At 42.1% G+C, this 18,402-nt stretch carries 12 protein-coding genes and 1 riboswitch; of the genes, 7 read left to right on the forward strand and 5 right to left on the reverse strand.

Features of this window, described 5'->3' with window-relative positions; genetic code table 11:
* Window positions 1-293 precede the first annotated feature (293 nt).
* The 3 genes from AHMF7616_RS18790 to AHMF7616_RS18800 all read right to left on the reverse strand — a co-directional run bounded on the left by AHMF7616_RS18790 (window position 294) and on the right by AHMF7616_RS18800 (window position 7,062).
* On the reverse strand, window positions 294-2,933 hold the full coding sequence (locus tag AHMF7616_RS18790; protein ID WP_115374280.1) for a DUF7133 domain-containing protein: 2,640 nt from the start codon (window positions 2,931-2,933) through the stop codon (window positions 294-296).
* Window positions 2,934-3,527: 594 nt separating this feature from the next.
* Entirely contained in the window at window positions 3,528-4,778 is a 1,251-nt protein-coding gene (locus tag AHMF7616_RS18795; protein ID WP_115374281.1) for a sensor histidine kinase, read from the reverse strand.
* 940 nt (window positions 4,779-5,718) lie between these two features.
* Entirely contained in the window at window positions 5,719-7,062 is a 1,344-nt protein-coding gene (locus tag AHMF7616_RS18800; protein WP_115374282.1) for a GntP family permease, read from the reverse strand.
* Between the two features lie 843 nt (window positions 7,063-7,905).
* On the opposite strand from AHMF7616_RS18800, the gene AHMF7616_RS18805 reads away from it, so the two are divergent.
* Window positions 7,906-8,370 (forward strand): Lrp/AsnC ligand binding domain-containing protein, encoded by a 465-nt coding sequence (locus AHMF7616_RS18805; protein WP_106932747.1) that lies wholly within the window; start codon window positions 7,906-7,908, stop codon window positions 8,368-8,370.
* Window positions 8,371-8,479: 109 nt separating this feature from the next.
* On the opposite strand, the gene aspS is transcribed toward AHMF7616_RS18805, so the two are convergent.
* Together aspS and AHMF7616_RS18815 are read right to left on the reverse strand one after the other, a co-directional pair.
* The gene (gene aspS / locus AHMF7616_RS18810; RefSeq protein WP_115374283.1) at window positions 8,480-10,225 is read right to left on the reverse strand and encodes an aspartate--tRNA ligase; all 1,746 of its coding nucleotides are present in this window, start codon (window positions 10,223-10,225) and stop codon (window positions 8,480-8,482) included.
* A 388-nt stretch (window positions 10,226-10,613) separates the two neighbouring features.
* Complete coding sequence (locus AHMF7616_RS18815) at window positions 10,614-10,820, reverse strand: hypothetical protein (protein ID WP_115374284.1); 207 nt, start codon at window positions 10,818-10,820, stop codon at window positions 10,614-10,616.
* Window positions 10,821-11,327: 507 nt separating this feature from the next.
* Between AHMF7616_RS18815 and AHMF7616_RS18820 the strand changes: the two genes are divergently transcribed.
* From AHMF7616_RS18820 to AHMF7616_RS18845, 6 genes are all read left to right on the forward strand, one after another.
* Window positions 11,328-11,879: a hypothetical protein gene (locus AHMF7616_RS18820; protein ID WP_115374285.1), complete on the forward strand. Its 552-nt coding sequence runs from the start codon at window positions 11,328-11,330 to the stop codon at window positions 11,877-11,879.
* A gap of 74 nt (window positions 11,880-11,953) precedes the next feature.
* A complete protein-coding gene (locus AHMF7616_RS18825) occupies window positions 11,954-12,400 on the forward strand; it encodes a nucleoside deaminase (protein ID WP_394335767.1) in 447 nt (148 codons plus the stop codon).
* Window positions 12,401-12,475: 75 nt separating this feature from the next.
* Window positions 12,476-13,087, forward strand: coding sequence for a superoxide dismutase (locus AHMF7616_RS18830; protein WP_115374286.1), 612 nt, complete (start codon window positions 12,476-12,478; stop codon window positions 13,085-13,087).
* Window positions 13,088-13,322: 235 nt separating this feature from the next.
* On the forward strand, window positions 13,323-14,561 hold the full coding sequence (locus AHMF7616_RS18835; protein WP_115374287.1) for a NupC/NupG family nucleoside CNT transporter: 1,239 nt from the start codon (window positions 13,323-13,325) through the stop codon (window positions 14,559-14,561).
* A gap of 161 nt (window positions 14,562-14,722) precedes the next feature.
* A riboswitch (SAM riboswitch) is annotated at window positions 14,723-14,825 on the forward strand.
* A gap of 230 nt (window positions 14,826-15,055) precedes the next feature.
* A complete protein-coding gene (locus tag AHMF7616_RS18840) occupies window positions 15,056-16,444 on the forward strand; it encodes an O-acetylhomoserine aminocarboxypropyltransferase/cysteine synthase family protein (protein ID WP_115374288.1) in 1,389 nt (462 codons plus the stop codon).
* Between the two features lie 256 nt (window positions 16,445-16,700).
* Window positions 16,701-18,221 carry an alpha/beta fold hydrolase gene (locus tag AHMF7616_RS18845; protein ID WP_115375691.1) on the forward strand — a complete coding sequence of 507 codons (1,521 nt, stop codon included), beginning with the start codon at window positions 16,701-16,703 and terminating at the stop codon, window positions 18,219-18,221.
* Window positions 18,222-18,402 lie beyond the last annotated feature (181 nt).

Consider the following 18,402-nt stretch of genomic DNA (forward strand, 5'->3'; position numbering starts at 1 on the left):
GTAAATTTTTTATAATTACAAATGGCTTTCGGTTCTATTGGGGTGGCTGTAACCTGGATTTATCGCCAAAAGATAGACACTAACCTGCTTCGGAACAGGTTAGTTTATTATTAAGCCAGGAGCCTGGCAGCAGTAGTTCAGTAATGGATAGATGCTACGCAGTGATAAATCTCCATATTGCGGGAATTTAAAAAATAAAAAAGGCGAAGAATCATCTCCGCCTCTTTTATTTTTTAAATTTTTAAGACTTGGGAACAAGTAGCCTTGCAGCTATTTGTTCCCAAGTCTTGTTTTTATTTTTTCTGTTGCGATAGAAAAGTAATGAGCGAAGCAAACTCTTCGTAAGATAAAGCATTGGCTAAACCGGACGGCATCATGGAGGTTTCCATTTCTTTGCGCGAGGTTATGTCGCTGGTTTTAATCGTGAATACTTGGCCGGCAATGTTGCGCATCACTACTTTACCGGCCGTTTCTTCCGACACAAATCCCGTGAACGTTTGGCCACCTTTGGTATTAATGGTAACCGTGGCAAAGCCCTGGGAAATAGAAGCATTGGGTTTCAGGATAGATTCGGCGATTTGTTCCCGGTTCATGATGGAGCCAATCTGGCCCATAAACGGCCCTTTTAAAGTTTCGCCCCGGTTTATACTGTGGCAGGCAATGCAACCTTGCCGGGTAAACAATCCTTTACCAATAGCGGCATCACCTTTCACTTTAGCCATCGCCAGCATCACATCTTCAATCGACGATTTACCAATCTGGCCTTTCTGGTTCCGGATTTTGTCCAGATCTACTTTCACGGTTTCCTCAGTAGCTACCGAATCTTCGCCGCCAAATTCAGTAATACCCATCCGCAAACGGCCATTCATATCGGCAAACAATTGTTTGCCGGTGGCATCGGCTTGATTCCACTCCTTTTTTAAAAATTTTTCAATTTCCGGCGAAGCTTCCCAGGTTACTCCTTTGTAATAAGGGCCATGGGTATCGGGGCGAGTGCTCCACCACCAGGAACCATCGTAAGGCGCTTCTTTTTGGTACAAACGGGCTACGGTAGTCACTATCTCTTTTTTCCGGTTCGCATCTTGGGTTTGCTGGTAAGCGGTAATTAAACCATTTACGGCTTTCGGATCGTGCATATAACGCAAAGCCCAGAGCGCTAAAGTTGCATTTTCGGAATTTAGAGCTTTCACGCAAGCATCTACGGCGTTTAAGTTTACTAAAGCCCGCACCGCCAGGTGCGCCGGAATAATAGCGGCATTAGGCGTAGCATGCGGTCCTTCGGTGTTTTTAGCCGGCGCGACAAACGAGGCCGGCACTTTGGTTTGGAGTAAAGCTTCGGCGGCATCTGGCCGGCCCAAACGGCCTAAACCAATAATGGCGGCTACCTGCACTCTTTCGGAAGGATCTTTTAAAGCTTGCAGGAAAGGCTCGGTGGGTACATTTTTTAAAAATTCCTTCCGATCGGTTAATACTTTTAAGGCAAATTCTTTTACCTGATTATCTTGAATTAACTTAATTAAGTTAAGAATACCCGATTCACCGGCAAGCTGGGCATAAGTATACATCCCCGCTACGCGCACTTCCAAAGGCTGGCTTTTATCGCTGGCAATTTTCCAGACAGTTTTCGTGGCTTTTTTGGCTGGTCGAGTCAGCAGTTCCTGCTGTGCGTACAAACGAGCCACGGCGCTATTCGACTTAATTAAGCCGACTAAGTCGTTGAGGGAAGATTTTTTTAAATCCGGGAAGGCTTTGTAGGTCCAGTTCTGCGGCACTACGCGTACCACGTAGCCTTTAGCGGGGTTCCCGGAATAACCAGCGCCATCCCAGGCAGCTAAATACATGCGGCCCGAGCCGTCTACATCCACATCGGTGATTTGCGGGAGCTTAATAAATTCTTCTTCTTTTTGCGTAAAGCTGGGGCCATCCGGGGTAACCCGGTGAATGTACAACTGGCTCCGGCCCCAATCGGCCATCAGGGGTACTTTGTTGTATTTAGCGGGCCAGGTAGGTTCATCCATAAACAAAGAGCCCGTGCCGGAGCCACCGCCTACATCTACCAGCGCCGGAATAATTTCGTCGGTAAAATGCTGAAACAACACCGGGTAGCCGTATTCGCCGGATTGCAGCTGGTGACTAAACCGAATGTTCCAGCCGCCGCCGTCGTTGGTATTGTCGCGCGTAAAAATGTTCATGTAGGGGTCAATGGCTACGTCGTAGATATTGCGCATACCGTGCGAATATACTTCCATGCCGGTACCATCGGGCCGCACCCGTACAATACCGCCGCCCAGCATCGTTAGCTTTTTACCACCTTGGTCGGTAGCATTATGGAAACCAAAATCGCCCACGGCAATGTAAATCCAGCCATCAATCCCCAGTCGGATGCCGTTGGTCGCGTGGTCGGTGCCGCGGCTTTGCAGGAAGTTAGGGTTACTAATACCCGTAATTAAGGGTGTAGAAGACCCATCGGCTACGCCGTCGTGGTTAGCGTCCGTGAAAACTACTAAATCCATACCGGTGGCTTTGTTGTTTTCTTTCGAAAAAGTAGTGTGCAGCACATACACTTTATCCCCGACCGAGATAATGCCCCGCGGATTATCCACCATGGCGAAAGTGGTATGCTGGTCTACCTGGCCGTCGTTGTTGCTATCTACTAAACGTACAATGCTGCCCTTGCCCGGATCTTTCCCCAGGGAGCCGATCATATCTACGCCCACGTACACTTCGCCGGTGGGCGCTACGGCCAAACACGCGGGACTAGGGGTTAAATCGGGACCGGCAAAGTTGGTAATTTTTAAATCTTCGGGTCCTTCTAAAGCTACAGCCGCTTTTTGCCCTGTCGTTTTTTCGGTTTTTTTAGTAAGATCTAATTCCTGCGAAAGCCCCAACAGCAACAGGAAAACATAAAACAGACTTAAAGAAATTTTCAACATTTTAAAAACCTAATAATTACACCTGATAATTTAAATACACACCAAACTGACTACTAATTAACATGATAAAAATTAATTGACCTAATACCACCACGGTAAACGTATTTTCCGACCGTACTTTTTTAAATTTTTGGTTTCCCGGGGCAGCTTCACGGATCTTACTCCTATTTCTATGTTAAGTAAAAACAACTTTCACAAAAAATTAATTTTGCGTTTATGAGAGTTATTGCAAATAAACTATCGATAAAAGCCTGTTTTACTGGTGGCTATCGGAGTAGTGGTTAAGCAAAGCCACACCCGATAATCTAAAAAGAAACTTACAACCTATTAATGGTTTAAAGCGATAGGTAGAAAATTGATAGGTAGAAAATTAATAAGTAAGAAATGTATTTTAAAGTAGCAGCAGGATCGTTCGGTGATAGATAAAACAGTAAACTTGAATTTATCAAATAGATAATAGAAACTTTATAAAAGAGCTTTCCGCTATTTAGCCGCTCTTTTTACAACATCTAAAAATTTAAAATTAGCGGGCTTTCGGCGGGTTAACATTTGCGACTGCCTTAATTAACAACGGGCACTAAACAGTTACGAAATTTATTTAACTAACCCGGCCGGTAATTCCACAATAAAGGTTGCTCCGGCATTTTCCTGGCTTTCCACCCTGATGGTACCTTGGTGTTTCTCAATGATTTGTTTTACAATGTACAAACCTAAGCCGGTGGTAGGTTCACCGGCGGTGCCGTTTCGCCCCGCTTTGGTAAATTTTTGAAAAATAGTGGCTTGTAAGGACTCCGGAATACCAATACCATTATCCTGAATGTACAGCATGGTGTGTTTCCCATTATTTTTTAAAATAATGTTTACTTGTCCATTCGGTTGCGTAAATTTTATTGCATTAGAAACTAAATTTTCCAGCACCCGCCTGAACTTCTCTCGGTTTACAAAAGCGTATACCGGTTTCTTGGGAGTTTGGAACTCTATGGCAATGTTCTTGTTTTGAGCACCCACACTTAAATTTTGGAGGTGGAACTGAATAAAAGCTTTTAGATCGGTTTCTTCCAGATCTTCCTGGGTAGATTCTACTTCGCCAATAAGTAGTAAATCCTTAATCAATAATAAGGCTTTATCGGAGGTATCCGAAATAAGATTAACTAAAGCAGAAGTCTCCTCTTGTTTTTTCTGTTCATTTGCTTGGAGTTGCTCCAGGTTTTCTCTTAAAAAACCGGCTGCTAAATAAATGTTGAAAAGCGGCGATTTTAAATCATGGGCAATCATGTGCATGATCGTCTCCTGATTTTCGTACTGCTTTTTTAATTGCTGTTCTAAAGCTTTTCGGTTGCTAATATTTTCTATGATGGTAAAGCCTAACCACTCGTGCTGGTCCTGGAAAAGAATAGAAGTTACCTGGCACCAAAGACCAGAACCATCTTTCTGGAGCAAACAGGTATCCAGTTGAAAAGCCGGAATCTTTTCTTCCCAAAGCTTTTGTCGCAGTTCCTGCCAATGGTGCACAAAATCTGGGTGGGAAAGCTTGGTAATTTCAATACCAATTAACTCGGCTTTGCTGTAGCCCAGCATCTGCTGCAAAGCTTTATTTACATTTTTAATTTTTAAATCCGGGCCAATAATTTTATTTCCCATAATGGACCGGTCGAAAATACCCGCAAACCGGCTTTGGCTTTCTTCGTACCTTTTTTCAATGGCTTCTTGTTCTTTCAGTTTAGCTTTAGCCGCCGTATTCTCGGCGCGCAGTTGCTTTACTTCTTCTCGCAAAGCCATGATTTCAACTTCAAGCGGAGCTCTTTCCTTTTCGGAACCATTCAGGCTATCTTTTGCGTGGGACATGTAGTAAGATATAGTAGTACAGAAATTTATATAAAATAAATACTAAGTAACAGGACAAAATTAATTTGATAAAAACCTAAGTTTAAGTACTTGATGATTAATTTCTTATAGATCGAACAACGAACAACTAAAAACGAACAACTACTTAGTGTAGATTATGCGCGAGTAGCTAGCTTAATTTTTTTCGGAGATGTTCTGGCCGCCTTTTCTAACTAATACGTTTACTTAATTTGGCATCCAAGACGAACCTTTCGTTGATCTGGGCCAATCCCCAAGTTTTGAATGGTTTACGTGCTTAAACAAGAAAGACGCTCCCGCTTGTCGTTCACGGAAGAAAAGTTAATTCATTTTATCTTTCTTTACTGGTAAAATCAAATCTACTCTTGCTTTAACTTATTTCATCTTTTAAGCAATTAGCGTTTAAGGGTTTGATAAATCCGTTCTTTTCCAAAGGTAAGCCATAAGGGATGATTTCATCTAAATAGCGAATATGCTTTAATTTGGTTGCGGCCCCGTTCTCTTTCTTCCACATTGTAAAAATTAAAGTCTAACCATCCGGCCATAATGCTTTGTGCCAGGTAAATGATTTGTACGAAAATCAGAAGAAATAAAGGTGGAAAAAATACGTAAATGTGTGCGGTGGATACTTAAAATGGTTTTACTGAATTACAGACGAGCCAGCATTGCGCTATAACCAACCTTAAACAACTGCAAGCCAAACTACTAATTTACTAATCACAAGCTTTTTAACTAAAAATAAACGCTCCCGGCAAATACTTTTATGATTAATTAAAAACCGGTTACCAGCATCGCCGTCCGTAAAATAATTTTTAAAAATTTTGTAAGCAGACAGTCTAAACAGCATTCAGTTAATTTAAAAGTTTAAAGCTGGTTAATTAAACCGTGAAAATCAACAAGAGTAGCAGGCATTTTTGCGCTTTTAGCTTTTAAAAAAGACCAGTAGGCCCCAAAGTAGCAATTGCACGGTAAATCCCATAAATAAAGTGGCCATGCTGTATACTTTTAAAGTAGCGGCCGTTTCCAGATTAGAAAAGCGGCTGATCACCCAGAAGTAAGCATCATTGGCATGACTCACCATCATACTGCCGGCCCCCATGCTCAGAATGGCCATAGTTAGCTCCGCCGGAGAATGTAAGCCTAAATCGGCCAGTAAGGGAGTAACCAGGGAGGCAGCCGTCATGACGGCTACAGTAGAAGAACCTTGTGCCGTTTTAATAATAGCGGCAATTAAAAACGGGAAAAAAATCCCCAGCGATAAACCACTCAGCATGTTACCTAAATTTTTCCCCATGCCAGTAGCTTGCAGCATTTCGCCGAACATGCCGCCGGCGGCAATAATAGCCAAAATCATCCCGGCTTTGTCTACACCTTCAGAAAGCCAATGCGACAACTCCTTTTTATATTCTTTCTGCAGCAACGTAAAAGAAAAAATAATTCCGATGGCTAGCGCCATTATGGGTTCGCCGGCAAAAGAAATAATTTTAAAAAAAGTACTTTCTTGGCTAGCAACGGGAGTAGCATACAGCATGATGATGGACTTACTACCAATTAAAGCAATGGGCAGGATAACCGGTAAAAAAGCAAGTGCCGCCGCCGGCAAATGCTTTACCTCCCCTGGCCCCGTTTCTGGTTCTACGTAGGCGTGGGTTATTTTACGGCCTCGCCAAACACTCCATCCATAACCCACTAAAGCCGCAGGAATCGCCAGCACCAGCCCCCCCAGCATAACCATTCCTAAATCGCCTCCAGCGGTACTCACGGCCGCCGTAATACCGGGATGAGGCGGCACCAGGCAGTGTACCGCGTACAAAGAAGTAGCTAAAGCCGAGGCCATAACGGGCATCTGGTGCCGGGCTTTTTGCACCAAAGAATGATTTAAGCCGCTCAATATAATAAAGCCACTATCGCAAAAAATAGGAATACCAATAATAAACCCCGTTAAAGCAATCGCTATGGGTGCATTTTTTTCTTGCACCATTTTTAAAATAGCATTGGCCATGCTTCTGGTAGCGCCTGTTTTTTCCAGTATTACGCCTAAAGTAGTACCCAAAATAATTAGTAACCCAATTTTTTCCATGGTATGGCCAAAACCGGTTTTGAGTACCGCTACAATGCTGGCTAAGGGTAAACCGCTCAGCACACCCACCCCTAAAGCCGCTACCAGCAAGGCAAAAAAGGCGTTAACTTTTCTATAGGCCGTAATCCATATAATAAAGACTATACTGGCAATAAGCAGAAAGAATAAGTAGTACGTGGTAGCCATGCTGCAAAATATTATTTTACCAAGGATAAGATAAGTAGTGGTTCGTGGTTCGTGATCAGGCTAATAAAAATGCCAATAATTAGTTACTTAACCCAAAGTATTCATTAGCTTACTTTCGACCAAGCACTTACTTTAAAATAGAATTTTTTATTTTTAAATTAATGGCAATTAGCTGCAAAAATATACGGTAAAACAAGGTCATACTATTAGCGCAGTTTGCCTCCGCCCTATTTTTTACTAATAACGGATCAGCATTTTTAAATACTTGCATAGCCGCAAATAGCTAAGTGCCATTGTTTTTCCCGGCACTATGTAGCTAAGGTTAACAAAAAATACGGACAATTACAGGAGCTGCAACAGGAGAAGCTGTTTCTTTTACTATATTCATTTAAGCCTTTACATTTTATTAGCATCAGACCAGTAGCAGCGGTACAGCTAATGTCATTTTTTAAATAAAAGCTTTGGTATTGCCGAGCGGGGGAATAGCCATTGTAACACGACCTGGGGCTAATAAGTAGAATATATAATGTACCCAGAGTAATAAAAAAGCCTCTTCGTTTTAAACGAAAAGGCTTTTTTGCTGTAGGGGAAGGAATCGAACCTCCACGGAGTAGTTAGGCAAAAATCAACTTAGAGGTCAATAACGCTTTATCCTATAAATCTCCACCCCCGAGAGAGGAGGGCATGTCTGCCAGTTTCAACACCCTACAATGTGTTTTTGTTTACCAAATATACGTGATAAAATTAATTGCTTCAAAATATTTTAAATATTTTACTTAAAAATTATGTTATTTTAAATTTATACTTACTTTTGTTAAAACAAATCAAAAATAGGCGATTTATATGCTCAAAAATTTAGAAATTGACAATACGGATCTCAAAATCCTCTCTCTGTTGATGGAAGACGCGAAAATGGCGTACGCAGATGTAGGAAAAGAAGTGTTTGTTTCGGGCGGTACGGTACACGTGCGCATGAAAAAAATGGAACAAATGGGCATTGTAACGGGTACCCAACTTAAATTAAACTATGGTAATTTAGGTTACGATGTAAATGCTTTTTTGGGAATTTACCTGCGCAAAAGTTCGATGTATAACGAGGTGTTAGAGCAACTTCGCCGGATACCAGAAGTAATTAGCGTAAATTACACTACCGGCATTTACAGCATGTTTGCGAAATTAATCTGCAAAGATACCATGCACCTGAAAAATGTTTTAACCGACAAAATCCAGAAAATACCGGGCATCCAGCGGACGGAAACCTTTATTTCTCTGGAAGAAAGTATTAGCCGACCGGTACAATTACTCTAATTAAAGCAGCGTGATATGGTTAAAAACCTGCATCTGCCTGTAACAAAAGTGGCATCCGCTATCAGGTAAATCTCCTGGTACGCTGATGCCGCTTTTAAATATTTAAAAATTACTTTAAACGGATACTTAATTCGTTTAATTGGGCTTCGGCAATTGGCGACGGGGAATCAATCATCATATCGCGGCCGGAATTGTTCTTAGGGAAGGCAATAAAATCGCGGATGGAATCGGCGCCGCCAAATAAAGAACACAGCCGGTCGAACCCAAAGGCAATGCCTCCGTGCGGGGGTGCGCCGTACTCAAAAGCATTTAATAAAAAGCCAAATTGCTCCCGGGCTTCTTCATCGGTAAATCCTAAAAGCTTAAACATCCGTTCCTGCAGAGGCCGCTCGTGAATCCGGATGGAACCTCCTCCTACTTCTACGCCGTTAATAACCATGTCGTAGGCATTGGCGCGTACCGCCCCCGGATTGGTTTCCAATAATTCAAAATCTTCTTGCTTGGGTGAGGTAAACGGATGGTGCATGGCAAAATAACGTTTTTCGTCTTCGTTATACTCCAGCAACGGAAAATCCAGTACCCACAACGGCGAAAAAGTATTTTTATCGCGTAAGCCCAGGCGTTCGCCCATTTCTAAACGTAATTCAGATAATGCTTTACGCGCCTTATCAGCGGTACCGGCAATAACCAAAATTAAATCGCCGGGTTTGGCGGCAAGAGCTGCGGTCCACTGTTGTAAATCTGCGGGAGTAAAAAATTTATCTACCGACGATTTTACCGCGCCATTGGCCTCCACACGGGCGTAAATTAATCCGGTGGCTCCAAGTTGTGGTCGTTTCACAAATTCGGTTAGTTCATCAATCTGTTTGCGAGTATAAGTGGCCGCACCGGTTACATTTATGCCCACAATTAATTCTGCCTCATCGAAAACTTTAAAATTTTTGTTTTGCACAAAACCATTCATTTCTACAAAGCGCATGTCAAAGCGGGTATCGGGCTTGTCGTTGCCGTAATATTTCATAGCGTCGGCGTAGGTCATGCGGGGTAACTCCGCGATGTCGATGCCGCGCACGATTTTGAATAAATGCTTTACTAAACCTTCAAAAGTATTCAAGATATCTTCCTGGTTCACAAAAGAAAGCTCGCAGTCAATTTGGGTAAATTCCGGTTGGCGGTCGGCGCGTAAATCTTCGTCGCGGAAGCATTTTACAATCTGAAAGTACTTATCGAAACCCGACACCATTAACAATTGCTTAAATGTTTGCGGCGACTGGGGTAAAGCGTAAAATTCGCCAGGGTTCATGCGGCTGGGCACCACAAAATCGCGGGCGCCTTCGGGCGTAGATTTAATTAGTACGGGCGTTTCTACTTCTATGAATTGCAAACCATCCAGATAGGCCCGGGTTTGCTGCATCATGCGGTGCCGGAGTTCCAGGTTTTTGCGCACACTGCTGCGGCGTAAATCCAGGTAACGGTATTTCATGCGCAGGTCGTCACCGCCATCGGTATCGTCTTCAATTAAAAAAGGCGGCAGTTTGGCAGGGTTCAGAATCGTTAACTCCTGTAACTGAATTTCAATGTCGCCGGTAGGTAATTTATCGTTTTTAGAAATGCGCTCCAGCACTATACCGTTAGCTTTAATTACAAATTCCCGCCCTAATTGCCGTGCTTGAGCAATTACTTCGGGAGCGATAACGCCTTCTTCGAGTTTTAATTGCGTAATGCCATACCGGTCGCGGAGGTCAATCCAGAGCATACCGCCTTTGTCGCGGGTTCGTTGTACCCATCCGGTGAGCGTAACTTCTTGCCCCACGTTTACTAACCTTAATTCACCGCACGTATGTGTTCTTAGCATAAGTAAAAATGTAAGTATTTACAATAAATTACCTGCCTTTTACCAATTTACCTTACTTAAAAAGCTGGCCGGTAAAATACAGGTATTCGCTTGTAAAAAGTTGAGGGGCAAACTTAAAAAAAATAAGTAATCCAGCCAAAGTAAGTCAAACAATCTAGCAGAAACTACTTGCGTTAAAAAAACGCTGGTTTAAAATGGCAACTGTATTTACTGCCACAAAAGGGAGAATTTAAGCCCGCGTTGTTTGGGCGCGAAGAAGCAGGTACATTAAAAAGCGGACAAGCGCTTAAGCCACGTACGCGGAAGAAAGTTTTAAATAGGGTTAGAGCAAGCGCCGCTAAAATCAAAAAGCGGGTAGAAAGTAAAAATTCTAAAATCTACTAAGTAACTATTTGAGAGTGGCTATTCTATTGGAGGCGGCTTTGTATTGTTCGTACTCCGGCGAAGAAGCATAAATATTGGCTTTCTTGGCTACCTTTTCTTCTTCGGCGTTGTAGTTTAAAACTAAAAGTAAACAGATAAATGCAATAATATGAAAGACTAAAGAGCTTAAACTGTAAAGTTCTTTTTTTTGTTTGGCATTTAATTTTTTCATAGTAATCAACGGCAAATAAAATTAAGATTTCAACGTCAAGACCCTACCCATGCATTCTTAGTTGCACGCCCGAATATTTTTTTTACTTTTTTTACAGTATTATCTAACCAGATAACCGGCAAAATTTAAGTACTGCCTTAAAACAAAAAGGTTTAAATTTATTTAATAATGGGGCCAAAGGTAATAGATGCTTTTGAAGGGAACTAAACATTTTTACTTTTTTATAACGAACCATCTCTCTTTTAAAAGAATATATAATAATTAAAGTATATGATTATTAAAAATGTAATTGCCCCAATTAGCTTTCATATCAACCCGTAGCCAGTTTTTTAAAAAAACATCAGAAGGCCTAACCTACTCAAACCAGGCTAGGCAAGACTTTCGGTAACCTATTACTTGTAAAGCAACTAACCTTCTTTTCTATTTGTTTCTCATCATAAATACGGTAAGCCTACTACCTGTTACCGGTAATGCTCCTTATCTTTGAACAATTAATTATTATTACTTATGAAATATGTTTTGCTTTTTGGATTGTTGTTTATTGGCTTAAGCAGCTTTAAACCCGGCAAATTAAAACCCGTTAAAATCGCTAAAAACATTACAACCTCCTTGCCTTCCGATTTCGGGATAATGCCCGACGAACTGATTGCCTCGCGGTACCCGGCGCAGCGTAAACCCATTGCGGCCTATACTGGTTTTAATGGGCAAATAGATTTAGTAGTAACGGAAAAGCCGTCTACTTTTTCTAAAAAAGATTTACCGCTCTTACAAAAGTTTTATAAGCCGGCTATCCTGAGTATGTATTCCGAAGTAGCGTTTATCCGGGAAGAAGTAAGCACCATTAATGGCCGAGAATTTTTAATTTTTGAGTTTGTTTCGGCGGTAAAAGATGATGAAAAGAAAAAGCACAAGCTGGCTCCTATCCGGAAATACACCATTGTGCAATACACCATCGAGAACGACAAACTGCTGATTTTTACTTTTAATTGCCCGGCTGCTTTAAAACCCGAGTGGCAGGCCACGGCTAATAAAATGATGCGTTCGGTTAAAATAAGTTAAATATATAAAACAAAAATAATCCGCTGGCAGTTAAAACTACCACGTTCCCGATTTATTACCTAAATAAATAAAGTGTGCTTTCGGTATTTAGTGATGATTTTTTTATGAAAGAAGCGTACAAGCAAGCGCAGTACGCTCTGGAAGAAGGTGAAATTCCGATTGGGGCCGTAGTGGTTAGCCAAAATAAAATAATTGCCCGGGCCTACAACCAAACCGAAAAACTAAACGATGTAACGGCCCACGCCGAAATTTTAGCCATAACGGCAGCCTCTAATTATTTAGGTAACAAATATTTACACGAATGCACTTTGTACGTAACCGTGGAGCCTTGCGTGATGTGTGCCGGAGCCAGTTACTGGGCCCAAGTAAAACGATTAGTATTTGGTACCACCGACCCGAAAAGAGGTTTTCGCCGGTTTGGCAGTACTTTGTTACATCCTAAAACCGAGATAGAGAGTGGTATAATGGCCCACGAATGTGCCCATTTAATGACGGAGTTTTTTTTGAATAAACGAAATTAGCGGCTATATTTGGCTGCCTACATGCGTAATCAATACGTTTTTCTATTTATCTAACCCTTAAATCTACTTAAAACTATGGCTTTTGAATTACCGCAATTACCGTACGCCTACGATGCCCTGGAACCGCATATTGATAAGCAAACCATGGAAATCCACCATACGAAACATCACCAGGCTTATACCACTAATCTAAATAATGCCATCCAAGGCACGGAGTTAGAAGGTAAGTCCATCGAAGAAATTCTACAAAATATTAGTAAAGCGCCGGCTGCCGTACGCAATAACGGTGGTGGCTATTACAACCACAATCTGTTCTGGACTATTCTGGCTCCAAACGCGGGCGGCGAACCAAGCGGCCCGATTGCTGATGCCATTACAAGTTCGTTCGGTTCTTACGAAAAATTTAAAGAAGAATTTACCAAAGCCGCTACCACGCGATTTGGTTCGGGCTGGGCCTGGCTTTGCCAAATGGATGGCGGCAATTTACAAATATGTTCTACCGCCAACCAAGATAGCCCCCTGATGGATACCGAAAGTAACTGCGGTGGCTTTCCGTTATTAGGCTTAGACGTTTGGGAACACGCCTATTATTTAAAATATCAGAATCGCCGGCCCGAATATATTACGGCTTTCTTTAACCTGATAAACTGGGACGAAGTAAACCGCCGATTCTCGCAGGCCAGTTAATTACCTCTTATCTTATTTAAAGGCTTCAGTGAATAACTGAAGCCTTTTTCTTTGTATCGGATTTTACTCTGGAAACTCATTCTGTTAACGGGATACCAAAATTCCGGCGTTAATCGTTAGAAATAGATTATCTTCAGCGGTTCAAATCACCCGAAAACCCTTTCCCAAACAGGAGTACCTGCCAGGTGAGTAATAATTAACACAAAAAATACCTTTTTTAAATTTTTTATTTTTTATGGAGCGATTTACGGGACTGATTGGAATTGTGCTGATTTTAGGCTTAGCTCTTTTACTTTCTAATAACCGCAAGGCAATTAACTACCGGCTGGTGGGCGTAGGATTATTATTACAATTTGGCTTAGCCGTATTTATTTTAAAAACCGAGGTAGGTAAAGCTATATTCGGGTACTTGGGCCACAGCATTGAAAAACTGCTGAGTCTCTCGCAGAAAGGTTCGGAGTTTGTTTTTGGCTCATTGGTAAATCAAGAAGTTTTAACCAAAGCTTTTGGCGTAGGCAACGCGTACATCTTCTTCTTTAACGTTATTCCTACCATTATTTTTGTGGCGGTACTGGTAAACATTGCTTACCACATTGGCCTGATGCAAATTATTGTTTCGGCCATGGCCCGATTAGTTCATTGGGCGATGGGCGTAAGCGGTGCCGAAGCCGTATCGAACGTAGCGAGTGCTTTTGTGGGCCAGGTAGAAGCCCAGATTATGATTAAGCCTTACCTCAAAGGCATGACTAAGTCGGAGTTGATGGCCTCCATGGCAGGTTCGTTTGCCTGTATCGCGGGCGGGGTAATGGCTACGTATATTTCGTTTGGCGTACCGGCCCCGTATTTACTAGCGGCCAGTTTAATGGCGGCACCCGGCGCCTTGGTAATTGCCAAAATTGTTTACCCCGAAACCGAACAATCTGAAACCAAAGGCATTGTAAAACTCGAAGTTAAAAAATCGCACGCCAACATTATTGATGCTATTGCGGCTGGCGCTTCGGATGGTTTAAAAGTAGGTTTAAACGTAATTGCCATGCTCATCGGGTTTATTGCCTTAATTGCCCTGGTAGATGTTTTACTGGGCAAATTAGGCGTCGCGATTCAGGTACCCACTTTAAGTTTAAACTTTTTACTGGGTAAATTATTTGCGGTTTTTGCCTGGGCTATGGGTGTACCCACCAAAGATATAGAAACCGCCGGTGCCTTAATGGGCACCAAAATGGTGGTAAACGAGTTTGTGGCTTACCTGGATTTAGTTAAAATTAAAGAAACCCTCCATCCTAAAACCTTATTAATAACCAGCTTTGCCTTGTGCGGCTTTGCCAATTTTTCGTCGATTGCCATTCAGGTGGGCGGCATTGGGGAATTAGCTCCTTCGCGCCGCGCCGATTTAGCTAAGTTGGGTTTTCGGGCACTCATTTGCGGCACTTTGGCCTCTTACCTGTCGGCTACTTTAGCGGGTTTATTAATGTAAATTTAAAAAAACAGGAAACCGGCATTTTTTTTAAATTTTACACTGCTAGCGCCTTATTCTTTTTAGTTTTTGGCTGCCTGTAAAAATACCAGTACAAATTTGGAAATATCCCGAATCATCTACTTAATTTGCAGCATCAAACCCTGTTCCTGAACAGAATTGATTTATAAAGAAGAGGCGAGAGAATAGGCTCCTGGACCCTCTGGCAACCATCAGAAAAGTTGAAAGGTGCCAATTCCTATCCCAAATGGGGAAATATAAATTAATTTCACATGAAAAATCCAGTAAACCTTTCGAGGCCTGCTAATACGCCTCTTTCTGCTTTTAGATCTGTATCGCCGTTGTTTTACTGGTCAGCTGCTTCTGGTTGTTGCACGCGTTATTGTTGCCGTTAAGTTTTTTTAAATTTTTCTTCTTTATAGCCCGCTTGGCTCTTTAAACTTTTACAAACAAGCATTGTATTTTCTTATATTTTACTTTTAACCATCAACCATATGTCTGCGCAAAATTTAAAATTTGAAACCTTGCAATTGCACGCGGGTCAGGAACCAGATCCGGCTACCGGTGCCCGGGCGGTACCTTTGTATCAAACTACCTCCTACGTTTTTAATAACGCCGAACACGGGGCTAACTTATTTGCTCTGAAGGAGTTCGGCAACATTTATACCCGCATTATGAACCCCACCACCGATGTGTTTGAAAAACGCATCGCAGCTTTAGAGGGTGGAGTTGCCGCTCTGGCGGTAGGTTCCGGTCAGGCCTCACAGTTTATTGCGCTTAACAATATCATGCAGGCCGGCGACAATTTTGTGAGTTCGCCTTTTTTGTACGGTGGCACTTACAATCAATTTAAGGTTGCTTTTAAACGGATTGGCATTGAAGTACGCTTTGCCGATGGCGATAGTCCGGAAAGCTTTGAGAAATTAATTGACGATAAAACCAAAGCGCTTTACCTCGAAACCATTGGCAACCCGGGTTTTAACATTCCGGATTTTGAAGCGATTGCGGATATTGCCGAAAAGCATGAATTGCCGTTAATTGTAGATAATACTTTTGGCGCGGGTGGTTATTTGTTTCGGCCGTTAGAACACGGCGCGCACATTGTGGTGGAATCAGCTACTAAATGGATTGGCGGCCACGGCACCAGCATTGGCGGCGTAATTATAGACGGTGGTAAATATAACTTTAACAACGGCAAGTATCCGCAATTCTCGGAGCCTGCCGAAGGCTACCACGGCTTAGTATTTGGCGATGTTTTTGGGCCTACTGGCCCCTTTGGCAATATTCAATTTATTATCCGGGCGCGGGTAGAAGGCTTACGGGATTTTGGTCCGGCTATCAGCCCGTTTAACTCATTTCTATTATTACAAGGTCTGGAAACTTTATCGTTACGCGTAGAGCGCCACGTACAAAATGCCCTGGAACTAGCCCAATGGCTGGAGCAACATCCGCAGGTAGAAAGCGTGAATTACCCCGGCTTACCGAGCAGCCCGTATCACCAGTTAGCTACTAAATATTTAAAAAAAGGCTTCGGTGGCGTACTTTCGTTTAACATTAAAGGCAGCAAAGAAAGCGCTACTAAATTTATTGACAACTTAAAGCTCACCAGCCATTTGGCCAACGTGGGCGATGCGAAAACGCTTATTATTCAACCATCGGCTACTACGCACCAGCAATTATCGGAAGAAGAGCAAAAAGCAGCGGGAGTTTCGGCTACGTCTCTGCGGGTATCGGTAGGCATCGAGCACATCGATGATATTAAAGCCGACTTTGAACAAGCTTTTGCCCAAATAAACACAGGCGGAGGTTCCGGCAGTTCGGATCTTACTGATGCGGATGGTCCGGCGTCGGAAGTTACCGACAAAATAATTGAATCTGTTTAAATATTGATTGCAAGTTGCAAGTTACAAGTTGTAAGTTTATAAACTATTATCTATCAATAACTTGCAACCTGTAACTTGCAACCTATTACAATCTATAATTATCCGTGAAAAGAAGTAAAAATCAGAGAATATCCGGGCTTGGCGTCGGCAAAAACCAGTGTGGTTGTTGTTTCACCCAGCGGTTTACTCCGGCGGGTAGCGCGAATTCTCCGGCTATAAATTTGGTTTTTATATCTTTGCGGAAATAATGCAGCGCATGAGTCAGGAAATTTTACATTACCCGCAGCCTTTTTTACTGGAATGCGGGAAAACCTTACCCCAACTTCAGATTACCTATCATACTTACGGGACCTATAATCCCGAAAAAAATAATGTTATTTGGGTGTGCCATGCGCTTACGGCCAACGCCGATGTATTTGACTGGTGGAAAGGTTTATTCGGGTCGGGTTGTTTATTTAATCCCGACGACTATTTTATTGTTTGCGCCAATATTTTAGGTTCTTGTTACGGCACCACCGGTCCGCTCGCCGAAAATATCGCTACCGGCGCGGCTTACTTCCAGCTTTTTCCGGACATTTCTATTCGCGACATGGTGGCGGCGCACGAAATTCTGCGGCAGCATTTAGGAATTTTTAAAATTTACAGCTTGATCGGTGGTTCGCTGGGCGGCCAACAAGCGCTGGAGTGGTCTATTCAATATCCTGACCTGATTGAGAATTTACTCATTGTGGCTACCAATGCCAGCCATTCGCCGTGGGGCATTGCTTTTAACGAAGCCCAACGCATGGCCATCCGGGCCGATGAAACCTATAATTTAAACGTGCCAGAAGGAGGTCGCAAAGGTTTAAAAGCCGCTCGGGCCGTGGCTCTACTCAGTTACCGCACCTACCATACCTACGGGCGAACGCAATGCGAAACCGATTTAAACAAAACCGATAATTTTAAAGCCAGCTCCTACCAGAATTACCAGGGCGATAAACTGGTGAATCGCTTTAACGCCTATTCTTACGTATCGCTCAGCAAAACCATGGATTCGCACAACGTGGGGCGCAATCAGCCCAGCATTGAGCAAGCTTTGCAGCAAATAAAGGCCAAAACTTTAGTAATTGGTATTAGCTCCGATTTGTTGTTTCCACCGCAAGAGCAGCAATATTTAACCGAGCACATACCCGGTGCCGTTTACCACGAAATTGACTCTTTTTACGGCCACGACGGTTTTCTAATTGAAACCGAAAAATTAACGCAATTAATCGAAACGTTTTTAGCTGTACCGATTACTCCACAATTAAAATTAGATAAAATGATTTCACAAATAGTAAAAGAAGAATTTTATTTTCGTGGTGCGTTCATGTCTTTATTCATTGACATAGAATTCCTTTTAGGTGATACTATTGCCACCATATTAACAGGCGATAATGAATTGAAGTTAAACTTAATAGAGTTCGTGAACCCAAAATTGATGCTTGAGCCTAAGCTTTCATTACTACATAAGATTCTCAATCAAAAGTACTTTGATTTGTATAGTAAGAAGTATAAGGACGGCATAAATGAACTTAGAAAATTCACAGATTTAAGAAATAGTTTTGCGCACAAACGCATAAGTATCGACAATGGAAATAAAAAACTAAATTTTATTGTAATGGACAATGGTAAGTTGATAGATAACAGCTTTACTTTTGAAAATTTAGAAACTAAATTCACTGAACTTAAAGCTCTTTTGACTTTAGTAAACACTTTACATGATGAAATTGTCAAAAGTCAAACTGATAAGGCTTGAGATATTTCAATAAAATAGTTATTGAAGCATAATGAATGTCGTGCTCTTAAAAACGACTGTGGCTAACAATATTCAACCGTCAGGTAGGTTTTCTTACTGCGGAAGTTATATTACTTTGGATTCAGTCGATATGTACTGCATAGAAATCCCTTAGAAATTATTTAACCAATTCCATTATACC

The organism is Adhaeribacter pallidiroseus, from assembly GCF_003340495.1.
GTDB classification, from domain to species: Bacteria; Bacteroidota; Bacteroidia; order Cytophagales; family Hymenobacteraceae; genus Adhaeribacter; species Adhaeribacter pallidiroseus.